Source organism: Anatilimnocola aggregata (assembly GCF_007747655.1).
In the GTDB taxonomy this organism is placed as follows: Bacteria; Planctomycetota; Planctomycetia; order Pirellulales; family Pirellulaceae; genus Anatilimnocola; species Anatilimnocola aggregata.
This window is the reverse complement of the sequence record NZ_CP036274.1, coordinates 63,193-82,542: the sequence shown is the minus strand read 5'-3', so window position 1 is coordinate 82,542 and position 19,350 is coordinate 63,193. Positions and strand designations below refer to the sequence as shown.

The following is a 19,350-nucleotide window of genomic DNA, read 5'->3' as shown; positions in this document are numbered from 1 at the left end:
GCTAAATTCGAAACAGGAATTCATTCGATGCCAACAGCGTGTGACAAAGTTCTTGCCAGCGGAGCGACTCGCGCGCAGCGGCGTCCTTGGTTTCAAGAGTTGTTTCGAGTTGCGTGAGGAAGGCCAGGGCATCGTCGCGCTCGGCGGAGGTGATGGGGCGATTGAAGACTCGTAGCCAGAGTTGATTCAGTCGCATTTCAGGCTGTGGTAATTCGGCGATGAGTTGATCGGCTAATGACTTCGCGCGTTTGCGGAATAGGTCGTTGTTCAACAGGAACAGCGATTGGGTCGGCACGACGGTTTGACTCCGTTGTCCTGCGATCTGCGCGGGATTCACGAAGTCGAAGAACGATCGCAGGCGATCATGCGTCGCGGTGTTGGTGCGCATCACGGGAAGGTAAATCGTGCGGATGTACTCTTCACCCGCACGCGGTTTGCGATGCGAGTAGTTGGGTGGATTCACTCCCGACTTCCGCAGTTCACCACAATTCTCAGGTTCTTCCAGAACCAAGGCTGGTCCGCCTGCGCTCGGCTTGAGTTCACCACTCACCGCCAGCAGTTGATCACGCAACGCTTCGGCATCGAGTCGTTGACGATTCATCCGCCACAACAAACGATTGTCGGGATCGACTTTCATGGCCGCCGCATCGTTCGTACTGCTCATGCGATAAGTCCGGCTGAGCACGATCGAACGAATCAAACGCTTCTGCGACCAGCCGTGTTGCATGAATCGGGTCGCGAGATGATCGAGCAATTCCGGGTGCGAAGGCAATTCTCCGCGTGTGCCGAAATAATCGACGCTACGGACCAGTCCTTCCCCGAACAGCTTCTGCCAGATGCGATTGACCGTGACGCGCGGCGTGAGTGGATTGCGTTTGTCGGCGAGCCAGTCGGCGAGTTGCAAACGACCGCTTTGACCGGATGGAATCGCGGGAAGTTTATCCCAGGAAGCAACCTGTATCACGCCACGCGGAACAACAGCACCTGGAGAATAAGGATTCCCGCGAATATAAATCGGCATGTCGGCAGGTTGATCGCCGTCGTGCATGGCGAACGCTTGGGGCGTCTTCGATGAGAAGAACTCCGCGTGTTGGACGGCCGGTCCGAGTTTTCGTGTTTGCTCATTGAGTTCATCGCGCCGCTTCGTGAGCGTTTGCTTTTTGTCTTCATGCGCTGCAACTTGCTCCGCTGGCGGCGGCGTTTCGCCTTCTTTCTTGATCTCTTTCTCGGCTTTCTCCAATAGCGCGAGTTCTTCCATGATCGTTTTCTTTTCAGCTTCCAGTCGGTCGCGTTCGGCCTTCATCGCCGCGATTTTCTCCGCGTGTTCTGCTTCGAGTTGTTGCCGCGCGGCGAGTTGATCAGGTGTCTCGGGTAAGTCGGTTGAGTTGAGCAAACTCCACACACCAAAAGGAATTTTGTGCGTGGAAGGCGAACTGCGTAAGATTCCCGCGATGCCGTAATAATCAGGCAGTGCAATGGGATCGAACTTGTGATCGTGGCAACGCACACAGCCGAGCGTCATGCTGAGAAATGCCGTGCCGATCTTGGCCACCTGTGTGTCGATGTGATCGGCTTCCATTTTCGCTTTGTCGGGCTCGACGATCTCGACATCGCCGACCATGAGAAAACCGGTGGCCGTAATGTTCTCCGCTCGTTCCGGCGGTGATGCGGCGGGAAGCAAGTCACCTGCGATCTGTTCGCGCACGAAGCGATCGAATGGCTTGTCCTTATGAAACGCTTCGATCAAATAGTCACGATAGCGCCACGCATGCTCGGCAAAGACGTTATTCGAAGTTCCCATCATGTCGGCATAGCCGGTGAGATCGAGCCAATGCCTGGCCCAGCGCTCGCCATAGGCGCGAGAACTCAGCAGGCGGTCGACGACCGTCTCGCAAGCACGCGGTGAATTGTCGCGGATGAAGGCGTCAATCTCGCCGGGCGTCGGTGGCAGACCGGTCAGATCGAGACTCACTCGCCGCAGCCATGTGTATCGATCGGCATCAACGGCCGGACCTAGGTTTGCCGGCTCCAATCGAGCCAAGATAAAACGATCGAGGGCATCGATCGGCCAGGACTCGTCCTTCACCTTCGGCACGACAGGATCGGTGACCGATTGAAACGCCCAGAACTTTCGTCCGGCTTCGAGATCAATGGTGCGTATGGCGGCCGGAAGATCGTCGCTTTCGCGGGGATCGGCTGCTCCCATGGCAATCCAGGCTTCGAAATCTTTGATCACCGCGTCCGGCAGCTTTTTCTTCGGCGGCATTTCGAGGCCGTCATATTTCATCGCCTTGATGAGCAGGCTCTGCTCTGCTTTGCCCGTCACAATCGCTGCGCCGGTGTCGCCTCCTTTAAGCAATCCGGCGCGATGATCGAGCCGCAATCCACCTTGAATAATCTTCGCACCTGCCGCATGGCATTCATAGCAATGCGTTACCAACACCGGACGAATCTTCGTTTCAAAGAACGTGAGTTGCTCTGGTGTCGGTACGGCTCGATCCTCCGCAGCCACCGTGGCGATCAAAGTGAAAATACCAATGCAGATGAGCGGGAGCATTCGCATACTCATGCCAAGTTCTCCTTAATCACATGACCATGCACAAGCGATCACGTACCGCTTGCATGTGCCGTTGCATAGCCTCGGCGGCCGCATCGGGGTTTCGTTCCCGAACCGCCCGTAGAATCGCCTTGTGAAGTCGTCGTCCTACTTGATTGTCTCGCTGCGAGGGAGTGGTGCGTGCCATCTGTGTTAGCACGAATTCATAAATCACTTCCATCAGATTCCGCATCAACGGATTGCCGGCGATGTCGAGCAATTTGCGATGAAACTGGAAATCGAGTTCCAGGGCTTCCGGGTAAGGCAGGTCATCGTCGTCGAGCTTTTTCAGAATGGCCGTCAATGCGGCGACATCTTCATCCGTGGCATTCTCCGCCGCCTGACGCGCCGCTTGGACTTCGATCGCCGATCGCAACTCGGCATACGAAATCAATTCCTGAGGCGATATCGTGACTGCCGATCGCAGCAGCCGCACGCAGTTCGCGAGACTCGTCGCATTACCGACGAACGTTCCGCGACCACGCTGGATATCTACCAGCCCCATGCTTTGCAGCCGCGCGAGCGCTTCTCGCAAAATCGGCCGACTCACCTTGAGTTGTGCCACGAGTTCATGCTCGCCCGGCAAACGCTCTCCCGCCGCCAGTTTGCGATCTTTAATCACACCGGCGATTCGCTCGACGATCAAATCCGCCGTGGTATGCCGATCAATGGCTTCAAGTTGCATCTATGTTTCCCCATTTACCGAATGTCCTGATGTCAGACATCTTAGCAGGGAGCAATGCGTAAAACAAACCTCGGGCTGTTCCAAGTTTCGTTAGGAACGACCAAGCCGCAACACCATTGTGTATTCGGGGTACTTAGCATTGCCGCCGCGGACGATGAGCAAATGGTCCGCAGCCCCTCCTTCCTCGATCGCTGCCCGCAACTTGGAAATCGCCTTGCGGACCCGTTGACTGGCCTTCTTGTATTCTTCCCCAGTCGGGTCCATGTCGCGGGTTGTTTCTAACCCATCCACCGCTCGTTGCACCTCGGCCAGCTTGCAGGCTCGACCAATGGGTGAAGCCAGCAGCCAAAACAAGCGGCTGATCTGGCTGTCGTCGCCCAGGTAGATCCGTTTGCCCACACACCACGCAATCCGAGGATCATGCTCATCGTGGTGGATACTCGCATCTGTGACCGATCGGATGTGGCACCGAGCAATTGAACCACGAACGTACCGCCTTGCAGCAGCAACTGTGCGATGACTACGCCCGCCTGCAAGCGACGAATCACCTGGATCGCGTCTCCGGTTTGGCCGATCTTCAGGATCACATTCGCACCGCCGAACGCCGCCTGACGGAGATCGACAACGAACTGATCGCGTTGCGCGACCAAACCCTCGATGAAAGCGTGGTCGCCGCCGCACTGGCGGAGTTCGACCAACTTTGGGAAGCCCTCGCGCCTCGTGAGCAAGCCCGCGTGTTGGAATTGCTGGTGGCTCGCGTCGACCACGACGGTCAGCGCGGCAAGGTGTCACTCACGCTTCAGCCGACCGGCATTCAATCGCTTACTCAGGAAATCGCCCATCACCAGGAGCACATCGCATGAACCAACAGCTCACCATTACGCGTGAATTTCACATTAACCGCAGGCACCATGGCCGCAAACAGTTCCGTGACGGTATGGCTCCCGATGTACCGGTCGGTCGCGTTCCCCGAATCGCTCGGCTCATGGCCTTGGCGCTTCGTTGCGAGCGACTGATTCGCGACGGCGTTATGACCGATCAATCCGAACTGGCCCGCTTCCGCCAGATCACCACGTCCCGCATGACGCAAATTATGTCGCTGCTCAACTTGGCCCCCGACCTGCAGGAACAGATTCTGTTTCTTCCGCGTAACGAGCGTGGCCGAAAAGGAAGCCGACATCCGGCCGATCGCCAGAACACTCGATTGGCGCAAGCAGCGGCGGCATTGCGGCAGAGACTCGGCGAGGTTGAAACCAGTTGGCGGTAAGTTGGCTTCGCCCCTCGAACGCAACCAGGTTGCTAAGAAGCAAGGGGTTTCTCAATCGAGAGCGCGAGAGTTCGCGGGCCAAATCTCGGCGGGACGGAAGCAACCCTCGCCCGCAGCGCTCTACACGGAAAAACCGAGAGCGCATCGCCATGACGGCAATCTTCGCAAACTCTTTTGCCACTTGCGGATAAGTGGCGGCCCGTGAAAACCAAGGATTTCACCCTCAGAGCTAACTGCCGTGTCACTCGGCGTTCGAGAAAGTGAAATAGTACACCGGACCAAACGCTCTTCGGAACGACTCTCTGTTGGCTCGATGTTTTCCGAGTGCGTGACTCTCATCGTGGAGGTGTCAATGAATCCGATCATCTGGTCAAGAGCCGGGTTGGTTCTCGGGTGTTTGTATGTGTTCGCAAAGGCGCTGTAACCAGCGGGCGGCAGGGGCGCCGTCGACGACGCGATGATCGAATGTGAGACTGAGGGAGAGGGTGTGTCCGATCTCCAGGCGGCCGGCTCTCACGACCGGTTCTTCCACAATCCGACCGATTCCGAGAATCCCGGCTTGAGGCAGGTTGAGGATCGGCGTGAACGTGTCGATGCCGAACATTCCCAGGTTGGTCACCGTGAACGTTCCACCTTCGAGATACGTTTGATTCAGCCGACCGGCCCGCGCCTGCGCGATCAGTTGACGAGTCTGTTCGGCGATTTGCGCGACGCTCAATTGGTCCGCATGACGAATGACCGGGGCCAACAAACCCGCAGGGGTGTCGACTGCGGTGGCGATGTGAATGGCCTCGTAGGCGTGGATTCCGTCCCGATGCCAACAGGCGTTGAGTTCCGGCAGGGCTCGCAGGGTTTGTGCGGCCAGCCCGATCAGGATGTCGTTGAAACTGGGCGCCTGGCCTTGCGGAGCGAGGTTCTTGAGGTTGGCACGATAGGCCACGAGCGGGGCGGCATCGACTTTGGTGGTCAAGGTGACCGGCGCGGCTTGTGTCACTCCGGCGAGTATGCGCTGTGCCAGGATGCGGCGCAGTTTGGAAGCAGGAGTGTGTTTGCCAAGAGTTACCGGCGCGGGTTCGGGCGAGTGGGTCTGGCTTCCTGCTGTCGCCATCGATTGCGAAATGACATCGCGCTCGCGAATGCGCCCGTTGCGTCCGGTTCCAGGGAGCTGCGTCCAGTCCACGCCGAGTTCTCTCGCCCGACGACGGGCGCGCGGCGTAGCGATTTGTGCCGGCCCCGCGGGCTGGTCGGAGTGCCACTGGGTCTTGGCAGCTCGTTGAATATCCTCGCAGAGGACCCGGTCTGTCGGGTCGGGTGTGAAGACCGCGTTGAGGTCGATCCCCAATTGCCGGGCGAGTCTTCGAGCGGCCGGACCGGCGGCGCGTGGCATTGTTCCAGTGGCAGCCAGCACTGCAGGCGCGAGCGGCATCTTCACGGAAGGCGGCGCCACTGCGGGCAGCGACAAAGACGTGGCCCTCGCGAACGCGGGAAAGCTGCTGGCCGGGGAAGTGCTGGCCGGCGGTTTCCCCACGGACGCTGGCGGGGCTTCGCCTTCGGCCAGGAGAAAGCCGATCACTTGTCCGACTTTGACGGTGGCGCCGGGGCGCGGCGCATCATCGGGCACACTCAGGTAACCCGAATCCAAAGACTCAATCTCGTGGGCCGCCTTTTCTCCTTCGAGCAAGAAGACCATCTCGCCGGTGCGGATGAATTCGCCGGGCGCCTTTAGCCACTTGACGAAGATTCCTTCCTCCATAGACCAGCCAAGGCGCGGAATGGTGATTTCCTGGGCCATCTCTATTCCTCCAACAAATCACGAATGGCCTGGACTATCCGAGCGACGTTCGGCACGACCACTTCTTCGAGCGACGGGGCATAAGGTGTCGGCGCGAATGCTCCGTGTAATCGCTTAATAGGCGCGTCCAGGTCATTAAAGCCGGCGTCGGCCACCTGTGCTGCGATCTCGGAAGCGATACCGCAGGGACCAAACGCTTCGTCCACAACCAATAGCCGTCCCGTCTTGGCAACCGACCTCAGGATGCTGTCCAAGTCCAACGGCGACACGGTGCGAGGATCGATAATTTCCACCGAGATGCCCTCGGATGCAAGTTGCTCAGCGGCGGAGAGGGCGTGTGTCACCATGAATGATAGCGCGACAATCGTGACATCGCTACCAGCACGGGCGACGCGAGCCTGGCCGAACGGAATCTCATAATGGTTTTCGGGGACGGGCCCCTTACTCTGCATCAGCTCGCGATGTTCAAGAAACAAAACAGGATCGTCGCTACGCAATGCGTGGGCCATTAGCCCCTTGGCATCAAACGGATTCGACGGAATCACGACTCGCAATCCCGGAATATGCGAATAGATCGAATGATACATGCCCGAATGGTGAGTGGCCGCCGAGTGACCGACGCCTCCGCAGCCTCGCAGCAGCACTGGCATCTTGAGCCGTCCGCTGCTCATGAACTGCATCTTAGTGATCTGGTTGACGAGTTCGCCGAACGAATCATTGATGAAGTCGATGAACATGAAGTCGACGACGGGCCGAGTCCCGGACATGGCCGCCCCGCACGCAAGACCGACGAACCCGCGTTCACAGATCGGCACATCGCACAGCCGCTCCGCTCCATACTTGGCGTGCAGGCCGAGCGTGGTGGTGAAATTGCCGCCGCGGACGCCGATCCCTTGCCCCATCACGAAGATGGTTGGGTTGGCGGCCATTGCCTGGTCGAGCGCTTCACGCGTGGCGGCGACGAAGGAAATGGTGCGAGAAGAGGGCAGTGGGCAATCGGCAGGCGGAGGCGGGGGCGGGGGCGGGGGAGAAAAAGGGGGAATGGAATAGACGTAGTCGGTCGCGGTCGATGAATCGGGGGCGGGGCTTGCTTCTGCGAAGTCGCGAGACTCTTGCACGAGCGTGGCGACCTCTTGATCGATCCGATCGAATTCGGTGACCAGATCAGGAAACGCGGTCCGCAGCCGCGCGATGGGGCATTTCTCTTTCCAGTCGGCAACCTCTTCACGCGTGCGATAAGTAAAGTCGCCCATTCCCTCGGCATGGGCACGCGTGCGATAGGTCTTGCATTCGATCAGTGTCGGACCGCCGCCCTGGCGAGCGCGGTCGATCGCTTCACCGAGCACTCGATGCACTTCGACGACATCGTTGCCGTCCACCTCGAAACCGGGGATTCCGTAGTTCGCTGCCCGCCGTCCGACATCGGGGATCCCGCTGGAATAGGAGAACGGGACTTCCGTCGCGTATTGATTGTTCTCGCAGATGAACAGCACCGGCAGTTTCCAGATGCTGGCCATGTTGATCCCCTCATGGAACGCACCGTTATTGACAGCACCATCTCCAAAGAAGGCAACTCCAACCGTTCCGTTCTTAAGGATCTTCGAACTGTATCCGCCGCCACAGGCTTGTAGAATGCAGGGGCCTACGATGCCGCTGGTTCCCATCATGCCGATCTCTGGTGAGAAGAGATGCATGCTGCCGCCGCGTCCGCGCGAACAACCGGTCGCGCGGCCGAACAACTCGGCGATGAGTTCGCGAGGCGGCATCCCTTTCGCCAAGGCATGGCCATGACCGCGATGCGTACTGAAGACGCAATCGTTGCTGGTAAGATGTGCACAAACGCCCGTCGCAATCGCTTCCTGACCGACATAGGTATGGCAGGCACCGTGGATAAGCCCGCGCTGGTGACAGCGTGCGAGTTCTTCTTCGGTCAGACGGATAGTCTGCATCGTCCGATAGAGGGCGAGGATCTGCTCGTCAGACAGGGGCTGGTTCTGGTTCATAGTTTCCTACTTGCTCTCCGCGCGAAACGACTGGACGGTACGCTGTTCATGACCTGGTGTCCCACCCGCGTTCATGGCCATGTTGCCGCCGTCCATGGGGATGATGGCTCCGGTGATCCATTCCGAACTGTCAGAAGCCAGGAACACCGCGAGGCCCATGATGTCTTTCGGCTGGCCGAGTCGTCCGGCGGGGATCCCTTTCAGGAACCGGCCTTCTAGAGTCGGATCGGTGGCCATGCGGGCTTCGAGGCTCGGGTTGACCACTTGCGCCGGAGTGACACAGTTCACGCGAACGCCTCGGTAGCTCCATTCCGTGCTGAGTTCGCGGGTCATCTGAAGGACCGCGCCCATCGCCATGCTGTAGGCGATATGTCCGCGTCCCAGCGCCGTCGAGCTGGCGAGCGAGCCGATATTCATGATCGAGCCGCGCCCCTGAGCCAGCATTCTCTTTCCCGCCTCCTGGCACATCGCGAACCGTCCGACGACGAGGTTTTGTAAGACGCGGTGAAGGTCGGCGATCGTCAGGTCTTCGGGTTTGGAAAGATGCCCGTCGCCGGCGATGTTTCCCAGGAAATCGATACGTCCGAATGCAGTGTCGACTTGCCGAAACAGTTCTGCAATGGCGAGCGGGTCGGAGACATCCGTGCCAGCGACGAGCGTTCTCCGACCGATCGCGCGAATTCTCTCGCCCGTCGCCTCCGCTCCGGCAAGATTGCGATCCAAGAGTACTAGGTCGGCGCCATGCTGAGCCAGCGCGAGCGCGGTGGCTTGCCCTAGTCCCTGTGCTGCGCCGGAGACGACTGCAACTCGGCCGGCGAGTGAAAAGAGGTCATCGTTCATTGAAAGCTTCTCCTTGAATTGGCACTCGTACACGCATGGGATTACGGATCGTCGCTGCCGTCATCAGGCCGCCAGCCAGCAGAATACCTGCCATCGACCAGAGACCCAGTTGTCCCAAAATGGTGGCTCCGAAAAAGCCACCGATGTTAGCAACGGAGTTAATCAGTGCGATTCCTCCTGCGGCTGCGGTTCCAGAAAGAAACGTGCTGGGAATCGTCCAAAACACCGGCAGCATGCTCATCATGCCGGCCTGAGCCACGCACAAACCGGCCAGTGCGATTAACGGCGTCGGCCCCCACGCCACCAGGCTCCAACCAATCGCCGCCATCAGTGCCGAGCCGGCCAGGTGCCATCGGCGCTCGCCTGTCCGGTCCGAACTGATGCCGACCAGTGACATGGCGACGATCGCACACAGGTGCGGCAGTGCGGTGAGCAATCCGATCTGAAAGTTCGACGTCTGCGTGTATTGCTCCTTAATGATCGTCGGAAAATAAGCGCCGCCTGCATTGGAACCGACCGCGACGGTGAAATAGATGGCGATCAAGAGCCAAACGCGTGGCTGCAACATCGCATGCCATTTGTCAGGGCCATGCTGCTGTCGGCGGACTCGGTCTTCCTCGGCCATATGTTTCATCAGCCAGTCGCGCTGTGTGTCGGAAAGCCAACGAGCGCTGCGCGGCGAGTCGTCCAGGTAGAACAGCACGGCAATGCCCACGACGGCCGTCGGCAGTCCTTCGAGAAGGAACAACCATTGCCAGCCATGCAAGCCGCTCATGCCGTCGAAGTGGTCCATGATCCAGCCCGACAGCGGATTGCCGAGCACGTTGGACAGACCAATCGCCAGCATGAAGAAGGCGGTCATCCGAGCTCGTTGACGATCCGGAAACCAATCGCTGAGGTACAGAATGATTCCCGGGAAAAAGCCCGCTTCGGCGACGCCCAGCAGGATGCGCAGCCCGTAGAAAGTCCAAACGTCCTGGGCGAACATGGTGGCCGCTGAGACGAGCCCCCAGGTGATCATGATCCGAGCAATCCATTTGCGCGCACCGAAGCGGCGCATCAGCAGATTGCTGGGCACTTCGAACAGAATGTAGCCTACGTAGAACATTCCATAGCCAAGATCGAACATGGCCTTCGTCAGTCCCAGATCATCCTGCATGGCCAGCCGCGCAAAGCCGACGTTGGCGCGATCCAGTATGTTCAGCACATACAACAGGCAGATGAAGGGCACTATCCTCCAGGCCACTCTCCGCAATGTCGATTGTTCGAGGTCTTGGTTCATGAGGTTCTCTGATCTCGGGCGTCACCAACCGATGTGGCTGAGTCGCTCGGCGACTCGACCACAGGCAGACCTAATACAACACGATGGCGCGGCCCGGGCCGCCATGACAATCGCGGACCTTGACTGCGACAAATAGAAAGTAGGCGCCCTTCGCGGGAATCTTGTCGACATTCACCAGGAACTCGACGCCGACCATCTCACGGCTGCCCAGTGCCCAATACGTCATCAGCGCCCGCCGTGGGTCGACGCCACCGAGGTCGGGCGCATCGCTCGCTACGCAGCGAATGCCCTTTTCCTTGAGGTAAACGATCACGTCGGGACCTGGAGCGGGCCAGCCTTCGGTTTTGCCGCGGAGCGGATCAATCCACATTCCGGAATTGTCCATCGGCGGCAGAAGATTTCGGTCATTATGTCCCGTACGAAAAATGACGACGTCACCGGGCCGCAATGGGTTTGTCGTTCGTTCGTAAGCCTCTACGTGTGCAACGGTAATCTCGGGCGATGCGGGCCAGTTCGTCGATTGGGTCGAACCCACTAGCGACCGGACGTCAATGACTCGTGTCTCGCCACAAGTCCAGTCGAGAGGTACCTGCTCGGTTGTCAGCGAACTGGTCCCGCGTCGGCCGTATTTCTTTTCGTACTCTTGCAGCCAACCACGAATCTCAGGGGCGTAGGGAATCGGCAGCTCCGCAGCAGGCAGGGCGAAACTGGGAGGTACCAGATGGGTTCCGGTCATGGCATCCATGAGATGGCCGTGATGCCACATGTCGAGATACTCGGAGTACAGGAAGTCGATCTTCAAGTAGACCTGACGATGATCGCCGGTGCCGATGCCCGGATGCGTGAGTGGCCGTTGGGGCGCGAGTGTCGGCGACAGATCGACGGCTCGCTTGTTGCGACACGAGTTGATGAGCCGCATCGGCAGGTCGCCTCCGACAATCGAAAAGGCACGGCCTTCGCTATAAGGGCCATCTTTATGTTTCGGACCGAGCAGACAATAGAACGCGCCAGTTGCGGGCAACGCTCCCAGATTCGACGCCCCCTCCGTCCAGATCATTCCGTACTTGAGCCCCGCGTAGTGTGTGGGTTCAGCAAGATCCGGCAGCGGTCCCATACTGGCGCTGTCGGTTCCGAGCGTGAGCACACCTCGTTTCCCAAGCAGCTCCATGCATTCCGGATCGGGATCGGGATAGCCGGGTGCCTTGCGATCGAGAATTTCAGCGATGAAGCGGCGACCTTCGGGCAGCGGTCGGTAGTACTTGTCCGAATAGCCGCTGCGAAACAAGACGACGTCGCCGAAGCGAACTTGTCGATGCTGTTTCTCGAACCGCTCGATGTGCGCCGGCTTGACCAACGGGCTGACACCCTTAGGCGCCTGATCCAGGAGATCGCGCACATCGACCACACAGGCTTCGCCGCCGAATTGCCACGGTTCGATCTTGTCCGTGTAAGCCAGCCCGAGCGGCCCCGACTTCTCTCGCTTCAGGTCCGGCCGGGCGACCGAGTGCGGCGGCACATCGAGCTGCGTTCCCGTGTTGCCGTCGATCAGCAGCGTATCGATGTTATAGGCCGACTCGGGTCCGATCGTTCGCTGATGGATCAAGGCAAAGCGAGGAAATGGGTGACTCGGCCATGTACAGGGATACTCCGGAGCGATCAGCAGCGAATGGTCAATGAATCGCGGCTCCTCACTCCACGCGTTGACACCGTGACTCAACACGAAGACGACGGCGACCAGCACGGACCAGTTCCAGTGAGATGCGGACAGCCGGGGTAACGTTGAACTCATGCTGATTCTCCTTCTGCGATAACCGGATTCGTCAATGAGCCGATGCCTTCGATCTCGATGGTCACGCTGTCTCCGGGTTGCAGGAACACGGGAGGTTTTCTAGCGCCGCCGACTCCGTGCGGCGTTCCCGTCAAGATCACGGTCCCCGCAGCCAGTCGCGTACTGCCGCTGAGGAATTCGATGAGAGTCGGCACATCGAAGATCATGTCGTTGGTGTTCCAGTCCTGCATCGTCTGGCCGTTCAGGATCGTCCGAATCCCGAGTGCGTTCGGATTCGGGATCTCGTCGCGGGTGACGAGGCACGGGCCAAGGGGGCAAAACGTGGCGAACGTTTTGCCGCGGCACCATTGGCTGCCGCCGTACTTCATCTGCCAGTCGCGAGCGCTGACGTCGTTGGCACAAGTGTAGCCGAGCACATACTGCAGGGCGTCAGCCTTAGAAACGTTGTGACACTCCTTGCCGATCACCACGGCCAGTTCGCATTCGTAGTCGACGGCGTCGCTCTTGAGCCGTCGCGGCAGGATGATCGGGTCGCCCGGATGCTGGAGCGTGCCGCTGTTCTTCATGAAAACAACGGGCCATTCCGGAATCGGCTGGTTACCCTCAGCAGCGTGTTTTCGATAGTTCAAGCCGATGCAGATGATGTCTCGCGGCTCCAGCGGAGCCAGCATCTTCGCGACGGCTGCCGGTTCGCCCGTGTCGGTCAGCTCGCCGAGAATCTCCCCGGCAAGTCGCGTGGTGCGTCCGTCGGCGTGAAGTCGCCCGTCTGCGATCTGGCCGGTCGAGGTTTGGTATCGAACGATTTTCATAGTGAGGATCCACGGCTATCGAGTGATGACGAAATCTCCAAGCGCAACGCCGGTCATCTCGGACGCCTGCTTCAGTTTTTCTTGAACGTCGGGCGGCAAGGTGATGCCCTGCGTTTGCGCGAGACGATAGCTATTCCACTCCCGTTCGCCTGGCAGCAACACGCGCTCGACGCCGTTCGCCGTGGGCGCGCCGTGCAACTCATCGATCAAACGCCGCATTCGCTGTTGAAACTCGCCCATGGGCGACATCGCGGCCACGTCGATCACCGTGAACGAGGCGTTGTGCCAGGAGGGACGTCCAGGCTCGTCGAAGATCCAACTGCCAACCTGCCAGGTGATGTTTCCGCCAGGGAGAATCGCCGAGAGGATTTCGCACCACAGCCCTAAACCATACCCCTTATGCCCGGCCATTGGCGCAAGCGCGGCGTCTTTCGGATAAAGCGAGCCGTCGGTCGTGGGCTGTCCCTCGGGACCGATGAGCCAGGTGTTTGGAATCGGCTCGCCGCGTTGAATCGCCGCGTAGACTTTCCCCCCGGCGACGGCTGCGGTCGCGATGTCGAGCAGAATCGGATCGCCGTCGCCCACGGGAATCGCATACGCTAACGGATTGCTGCCAAGGACCGCGGTGCGAGATCCGGGAGCCGCGACGCTCGGAATGTCGTTTCCTGTCGCCATCGCGATCATCCCCTCGCGCGCTGCGAGTGCCGCGTAGTATCCTGCGGCTCCGATATGTCCGGTGTTTCTCAGGCCGACATAGGCGATTCCGACCTGTCGCGCTTTTTGAATAGCCGTGCGCAGGGCAAACAGGCTGCCAACCTGGCCGAGCGCCGATTGCCCGTCGATGATCGCCCAGCCCGGACCTTCGCGCTCGATGCGTGGTTTAGCAGTCGGGTTGTAGCCCCCCCCTTGAAGTTTTTTGAGGTATCCCGCCAACAGCTTCGTTCCGTGCGTGAAGACACCCATCGCGTCGGTGACGACCAGCGCCTCGGCGGCTTCGCTCGCATTCAATTCGTTCATTCCAACGAATTGGAAACACGAGCGGGCGAAATGAACGAGCTTTCCAATCTCGACTGGATTTGTCATGCCGTCCCCCCTGCGTTTCGATAGAAAGCAATCGTCTTCGCGATGCCTTCCGCGAGCCGAGTCGGCTGCCAGCCAGGCAGAACCTGACGTATGTCTCGCGGTTCCGATGGGACGTTCGAAGGAATAGGGGGGCCGAAAACAGTGATCCGGCCGCGCGACTCTGGGGCCGAACGCTCGATCCATTGCACGACCTCTTGGGTGGTTGCCGGTTCGCTCGGCAGGTCCGCGATCGTGGCGCCCGGAGGGCATTCCAGTGCGCCGCGCACAAAGGCCCGGGCAACATCTTCAACGTAGTCGTATCCGGCCGTTCCACTGTAGCCAATCTCGTATTGCGCTCCCCGCACGGCGGCGCGACAGGCCAGCGAAGGCCCCGCGGTCAGCCCCGCTTCACGCTCGGGCCCGTAGACAACGTGTGGGCGAATGGCTAGCGAACGCAGGCCGAAATGCCTCCAATACTGAGCCGCAATCAGATCGACCGACTGCTTGAACGCGCCGTAAAACATCGGCGGCTGAGATGCGTCTGCCCCGCCATCGCCGTAGACCGCGTACGAACTGGCCAACGCAATCGCCTGAACAGAACCAACGCGACGGGCCGCATCAAAGACGGCCGTGCTGCCGAGCACGTTCACTTGGCAGCCGCAAAAGGGATCTTGCTGACAATCGGGGGTGAGCAGCGCCGCCAGGTGAATCACATGCGACACGTCGTGTTGTTTCATCAGTGCGGCCAGCCCGTCGCGATCGGTGAGCGACACGTCGGAAAAGATGACGTCCTTTGCCCGGTCGCCAAGCACGCGATTCCAACGCTCCGTCGCCGGGCGAACGTCGAGTGCGACGGCGCGCGCTCCCGATTCCAGCAGCTCGCGCAGCACCCACGTGCCGATAAAGCCGCTCCCGCCCGTCACAAGAACCGAATGACTCACGGTTTGACTCCATTGACCACGTTCGGCAGCGGTTCGCCTCGCAATGCCATGACCGCGATGTGGGCCGCTGTTTCGCGCAACGTCCGCACGGCCTTTGGACTCGCGGACGCAATGTGCGAAGCGACGATGACATTGGGAAGCGAACGTAGGGGACCGTCGGTCGGAATCGGCTCCGGGTCGCAGACATCAATCGCCGCCCCGGCCAGATGTCCGGATTGCAGCGCAGCGACGAGGGCCGCCGTGTCGACGAGATCGCCCCGAGCCAAATTGATGACCACAGATCCGGGCTTCATCCTCGCGATGGAAGTCGCGTTGAGCAGCTTTTTCGTCTGGGGAGTCGAAGGACAGTGCAGCGTCACGATGTCGGACTGACCGAGCAGGTCATCCAGCGACACCGGTTCGCAACCGGCGTTTCGCACGACTTCGGTCGGAACGAAGGCGTCGAACACCAGCCGGCGACTCTTGAACGGAGCAAGTCGCGCTGCGACTTCACGCCCGATGCGACCGAAGCCGACGATCCCCACGGTTTGATCGCGCAGAGTTCGCAGTTGATCAAGCGGCGTTGCCAGTCCCCACTTGCCGTCGCGCACGTGCAACGTGTTGGGAACGACCTGCCGTGTGACGCCAAGAATGAACGCCAGCGTGTGGTCGGCAACTTCATCGATGCAGTAGTCGGGAATGTTGCAGACGGGAATGCCGCGCTCGCGCGCCGCCTGCACATCGACACTGTCGTAACCGATGCCGTAGCGAACGATGACCTTCGCCCGCTGCATGGCTCCGATGACGTCCGAGTTGATCGGGGCGAACTGCGTGATGACCGCATCGGCCTCAGCGACGATCGATTTCAGGGCGGAAGTCTGCTTGTCGTTTCCGCTTTGTAACTCGAATCCGGCGGCGGACAGGATCGCCCGCTCGAGTTCAAGATCGGGGAACGAGTAATCGGTGATGGCGACCGTCGGCATGGCGAACTTGCTCCTCGGGGCTGAAATGGTCTGGGGGAGGCTTGCACGGCATCTGATTGTCTGATAATCTATCGTCCAGGCTCGCGGCTCGCAATCGTACCGGAGGAAATTCATGCAAACGCTTCGTCGCCCCAAAGTCCGCGATCAGGTTGCTGGTCAAATTCAGCAATACATCGTCGACCAGAAGCTTGGGCCGGGTGATCGACTGCCGACGGAGACTCAGCTTGCGGAGACGTTTGGCATCAGTCGGCTGAGCCTGCGTGAAGCCACCAAGTCGCTCGAGTTTCTCGGGATCGTGGAATCGAAAACCGGCGTCGGGCTGACGGTCGGACGCATCGACATGGAACGGCTCACGGAGCATTTGAGCTTTCATGCCGGCTTGCTGGAGGCCGATCCGCAGCAGCTCATTGACAGCCGCGTGATTCTGGAAACCGGAGTGCTGCCGCATGTCGCGCGACGGATGAAGGATGACCCGGCGATTGAGGCGCGACTGCGGGAGCTCGTCGAGCAGTTTCGGTCGGCGCGCGATCTGAAGACTTGGATCGAGTTGGATATCCTTTTTCATCGTTCGTTGCTGAACGCAAGCGGACTGCAACCGCTCGTCGCGTTCGGCGACCTACTGCATGTTTTCTTTCAACGCTTCCGCGAGAGCGTGAAGAAGGCCGAGTGGCAGAGGGGCGTCGAAAGTCACCAACGCATTGTGGATGAGCTGGCGAAAGGCCATGTCGCTGCTGCGACGGCCGAGTTGCGGAAGCACATCGAGAGTCACAAGGAGCGATTGCCATGATTCACGTGATTGCCACCATCGAATATCGAGTGCCCGAACAGCCCTGAAGCTGGGCCTCACCTAAAGCTGCAAGGAACCAAATCTGATGCTTGTCCGAACATTGATGATTTTTGCCGCCTGCCTTGGGTTCGGCAGCGCCGTCAGCGCGGCCGAGCCGTTTGAAGCCTTTCTGGAGAAGCACTGCCTTCGATGTCATGGACCACAGAAGGAAGAGGGTGACATCCGACTCGATCGGTTGTCGCGCGATTTCAAGTCGGGCGCGCATACGCATCACTGGGCGGAGGCCCTCGACAAGATCAATAGCGGCGAGATGCCTCCGAAGAAAGAGCCGCAGCCGACACAGGCGGAGATCTCCGAGTTCGTGACGAGTCTCGACGCGCGGCTGAAGGAAGGGCGAGCGGCGCGGATGGCGGCACGCCCAGCTGTGGCCCATTACCGGCTGAGTCGGAAGGAGTATCAGAACACCGTCTACGACCTGCTCGGCGTGCGGTACGACCCGACGAAGCCCGGCGAGTTGAATGAAGACACGCTGTGGCACGGGTTCGAGCGGATTGGCTCGGAGTTGTCGCTCTCGCCGTCGCATGTCGATCGCTACTACCGAGCGGCGGGGCTCGTGCTGGACCGTGCCTTTCCGGTGACTTCGGGCGATGCCCGCAAGATTCGCAAGACGGCTGCAGAGCTGCGTTACAACGGCGGCAAGAATCAGCAAGAAACGCTGGACCGATTCGGCATCAAGCGACCGCTGCGTTATCTGCTCTATCCCGGCAGCGTTCACAACGCACTCTCGGCGAACTGGTTTGGCAAGGTCGGGCCGGAGCACAGCGGGCTTTACAAGGTCCGCATTCAGGCGAGCGGGATTCGTCCGATCGGCGGCCAGACGGCGCACCTCAGCATCGGCAAGCGAACTGGTGAAGAGACCGTCGATGGCCTCATCGAGTTTGACATCACGGCTCCCGAAGACAGCCCGCAGGTGCATGAGTTCGAAGTGTTTCTGGAGATGCCAATGTCGCTCGACTTCTGCGTCGTCTCGACGGATGTGGTCGATCGCCGCGCCGGTGCCGCCTTCCGCAACGCACTCAACGGCAACAGCTACATCTTCACGCACAGCAGCGAGACGAGACTGCTGACCCCGAACGCTCCGCAGATGTTCGATGGCAAGGGGAACGGACTCTTCTCGACCGTGCTGCTCGATTGGATCGAGTGGGCAGGACCGCTCGAAACCGACGCCGAGAAGTCGCGACGCAACGGTCTGCTGCCGCCCGATGACCCGACGATCGAAGTCGTCGCCGAGCACCTGCATCGCTTTGCCGAACGAGCTTGGCGGCGACCAGTCAAGAAGGATGAGCTGTCAGATTACTTACAGGCTTATCGTTCGGAGCGCGACGCGGGTGAGAAGCCTGCCGATGCTTATCGAGTCGCGATGCAGGGCGTGCTGACATCGCGGCACTTCATCTATCTCGTGGAAGGCGACCCGGTCGCGCGCGAACGGCTCAACGATGCGGAACTCGCCTCGCGGCTGTCGTACTTCCTCTGGAGTTCGATGCCCGACGATGGGCTGTTCGCGGCAGCGCGAAGTGGAGCGCTGCAAGGCGAGGGGCTGAAGAAAGAAGTCGACCGGTTGCTCGCCGACGGTAAGACGAATCGCTTCATCAATGACTTCGTGCGGCAGTGGCTGCAACTGCATCGGCTCGGGATGTTCCCGCCGGACAAGAAGCTGTATCCGACTTACGACGCATGGCTCGAAACCAGCCTGCGAGTTGAGCCTGTCGAGTTCTTCCGCGAGATGTTCGCCAAGAACATGCCCGTCGACAGCTTCATTGATTCTGACTGGACGATGGCGAACGCGCGGCTCTGTGATTTCTACGGACTGCTCGAACCGAAGACCGGCGGCTTTCAACGAGTCGCGCTGAAGCCCGAAGATCATCGCGGCGGACTGCTGACGATGGGCGCGGTGCTCGGCCTGACGTCGGATGGCACACGCCATCGACCGGTGCATCGCGGCGTGTGGCTCAGCGAAGCGATCTTCAACAAGACCCCGCCGCCGCCGCCAGCCAACGTCGATCCGATCGAACCGATCCCGCCCACGGGAACCAAGATCACCATCCGCCAGAGAATTGAAACACATGCCAAGAACGCGAGTTGTGCTGCGTGCCATCGCAACATCGACCCGCTGGGACTGGCGTTCGACCAGTACGACGCCGTTGGCCAATGGCGAACCCGCGAGTTGGTTCCCACAGGCGTCGGTGAAAATCCCGTCGTGGATGCCTCCGGTGTGATGCCTGACGGCCGCTCGTTCAAAGACTCCGTGCAGTTCAAACAACTCTTAATCCAAGACCGAGCCCAAATCGCCCGAGCCTTCATCGAGCACCTCTGCACCTACGCTCTGCGCCGAGTGCTGACCGTCGACGATCAAGACGACCTGAAGCTGATCGAAGCCGAAGCCAAGAAAAATCAGTACCGAGTCAAAGACATCATCCGCGCCGTCGCGATGTCCGACTTACTCCGCAAACGCTGAATCACACCAATCCCTTTCAA

The 19,350-nt window shown here is 59.8% G+C and carries 16 protein-coding genes; 4 read left to right on the top strand and 12 right to left on the bottom strand.

The window, feature by feature from the left end; translation table 11 throughout:
* Position 1 precedes the first annotated feature (1 nt).
* The 3 genes from ETAA8_RS00315 to ETAA8_RS00305 form a co-directional block, all read right to left on the bottom strand.
* Complete coding sequence (locus ETAA8_RS00315) at positions 2 to 2,569, bottom strand: PSD1 and planctomycete cytochrome C domain-containing protein (protein ID WP_145083190.1); 2,568 nt, start codon at positions 2,567 to 2,569, stop codon at positions 2 to 4.
* Positions 2,570 to 2,585: 16 nt separating this feature from the next.
* On the bottom strand, positions 2,586 to 3,281 hold the full coding sequence (locus tag ETAA8_RS00310; protein ID WP_145083187.1) for a FadR/GntR family transcriptional regulator: 696 nt from the start codon (positions 3,279 to 3,281) through the stop codon (positions 2,586 to 2,588).
* A gap of 90 nt (positions 3,282 to 3,371) precedes the next feature.
* Positions 3,372 to 3,680, bottom strand: coding sequence for a hypothetical protein (locus ETAA8_RS00305; RefSeq protein ID WP_145083184.1), 309 nt, complete (start codon positions 3,678 to 3,680; stop codon positions 3,372 to 3,374).
* Between the two features lie 77 nt (positions 3,681 to 3,757).
* Between ETAA8_RS00305 and ETAA8_RS00300 the strand changes: the two genes are divergently transcribed.
* Positions 3,758 to 4,144 carry a hypothetical protein gene (locus ETAA8_RS00300; RefSeq protein WP_145083181.1) on the top strand — a complete coding sequence of 129 codons (387 nt, stop codon included), beginning with the start codon at positions 3,758 to 3,760 and terminating at the stop codon, positions 4,142 to 4,144.
* Positions 4,141 to 4,548 (top strand): hypothetical protein, encoded by a 408-nt coding sequence (locus ETAA8_RS00295; protein ID WP_202921462.1) that lies wholly within the window; start codon positions 4,141 to 4,143, stop codon positions 4,546 to 4,548. Before ETAA8_RS00300 ends, ETAA8_RS00295 begins: the two co-directional genes overlap by 4 nt.
* 370 nt (positions 4,549 to 4,918) lie before the next feature.
* Here ETAA8_RS00295 and ETAA8_RS00290 read toward each other — a convergent pair whose 3' ends face one another.
* The 9 genes from ETAA8_RS00290 to ETAA8_RS00250 form a co-directional block, all read right to left on the bottom strand.
* Positions 4,919 to 6,340, bottom strand: coding sequence for a dihydrolipoamide acetyltransferase family protein (locus tag ETAA8_RS00290; RefSeq protein WP_145083178.1), 1,422 nt, complete (start codon positions 6,338 to 6,340; stop codon positions 4,919 to 4,921).
* Between the two features lie 2 nt (positions 6,341 to 6,342).
* On the bottom strand, positions 6,343 to 8,343 hold the full coding sequence (locus ETAA8_RS00285) for an alpha-ketoacid dehydrogenase subunit alpha/beta (RefSeq protein ID WP_145083175.1): 2,001 nt from the start codon (positions 8,341 to 8,343) through the stop codon (positions 6,343 to 6,345).
* 6 nt (positions 8,344 to 8,349) lie between these two features.
* Complete coding sequence (locus ETAA8_RS00280; RefSeq protein WP_145083172.1) at positions 8,350 to 9,183, bottom strand: SDR family NAD(P)-dependent oxidoreductase; 834 nt, start codon at positions 9,181 to 9,183, stop codon at positions 8,350 to 8,352.
* Complete coding sequence (locus ETAA8_RS00275; RefSeq protein ID WP_145083169.1) at positions 9,173 to 10,465, bottom strand: MFS transporter; 1,293 nt, start codon at positions 10,463 to 10,465, stop codon at positions 9,173 to 9,175. The genes ETAA8_RS00280 and ETAA8_RS00275 overlap by 11 nt, the downstream gene beginning before the upstream one ends.
* Positions 10,466 to 10,535: 70 nt before the next feature.
* Positions 10,536 to 12,254 carry a cyclase family protein gene (locus ETAA8_RS00270; RefSeq protein ID WP_145083167.1) on the bottom strand — a complete coding sequence of 573 codons (1,719 nt, stop codon included), beginning with the start codon at positions 12,252 to 12,254 and terminating at the stop codon, positions 10,536 to 10,538.
* The gene (locus ETAA8_RS00265; RefSeq protein WP_145083164.1) at positions 12,251 to 13,063 is read right to left on the bottom strand and encodes a fumarylacetoacetate hydrolase family protein; all 813 of its coding nucleotides are present in this window, start codon (positions 13,061 to 13,063) and stop codon (positions 12,251 to 12,253) included. Before ETAA8_RS00265 ends, ETAA8_RS00270 begins: the two co-directional genes overlap by 4 nt.
* Before the next feature lie 15 nt (positions 13,064 to 13,078).
* On the bottom strand, positions 13,079 to 14,146 hold the full coding sequence (locus ETAA8_RS00260; RefSeq protein ID WP_145083161.1) for an Ldh family oxidoreductase: 1,068 nt from the start codon (positions 14,144 to 14,146) through the stop codon (positions 13,079 to 13,081).
* Positions 14,143 to 15,066, bottom strand: coding sequence for an NAD-dependent epimerase/dehydratase family protein (locus ETAA8_RS00255; protein WP_202921461.1), 924 nt, complete (start codon positions 15,064 to 15,066; stop codon positions 14,143 to 14,145). Before ETAA8_RS00255 ends, ETAA8_RS00260 begins: the two co-directional genes overlap by 4 nt.
* Complete coding sequence (locus ETAA8_RS00250) at positions 15,063 to 16,028, bottom strand: C-terminal binding protein (RefSeq protein ID WP_145083154.1); 966 nt, start codon at positions 16,026 to 16,028, stop codon at positions 15,063 to 15,065. Before ETAA8_RS00250 ends, ETAA8_RS00255 begins: the two co-directional genes overlap by 4 nt.
* 112 nt (positions 16,029 to 16,140) lie before the next feature.
* On the opposite strand from ETAA8_RS00250, the gene ETAA8_RS00245 reads away from it, so the two are divergent.
* On the top strand, positions 16,141 to 16,815 hold the full coding sequence (locus ETAA8_RS00245; protein ID WP_145083151.1) for a FadR/GntR family transcriptional regulator: 675 nt from the start codon (positions 16,141 to 16,143) through the stop codon (positions 16,813 to 16,815).
* A gap of 85 nt (positions 16,816 to 16,900) precedes the next feature.
* Positions 16,901 to 19,330 (top strand): DUF1592 domain-containing protein, encoded by a 2,430-nt coding sequence (locus ETAA8_RS00240; RefSeq protein ID WP_145083149.1) that lies wholly within the window; start codon positions 16,901 to 16,903, stop codon positions 19,328 to 19,330.
* Positions 19,331 to 19,350 lie beyond the last annotated feature (20 nt).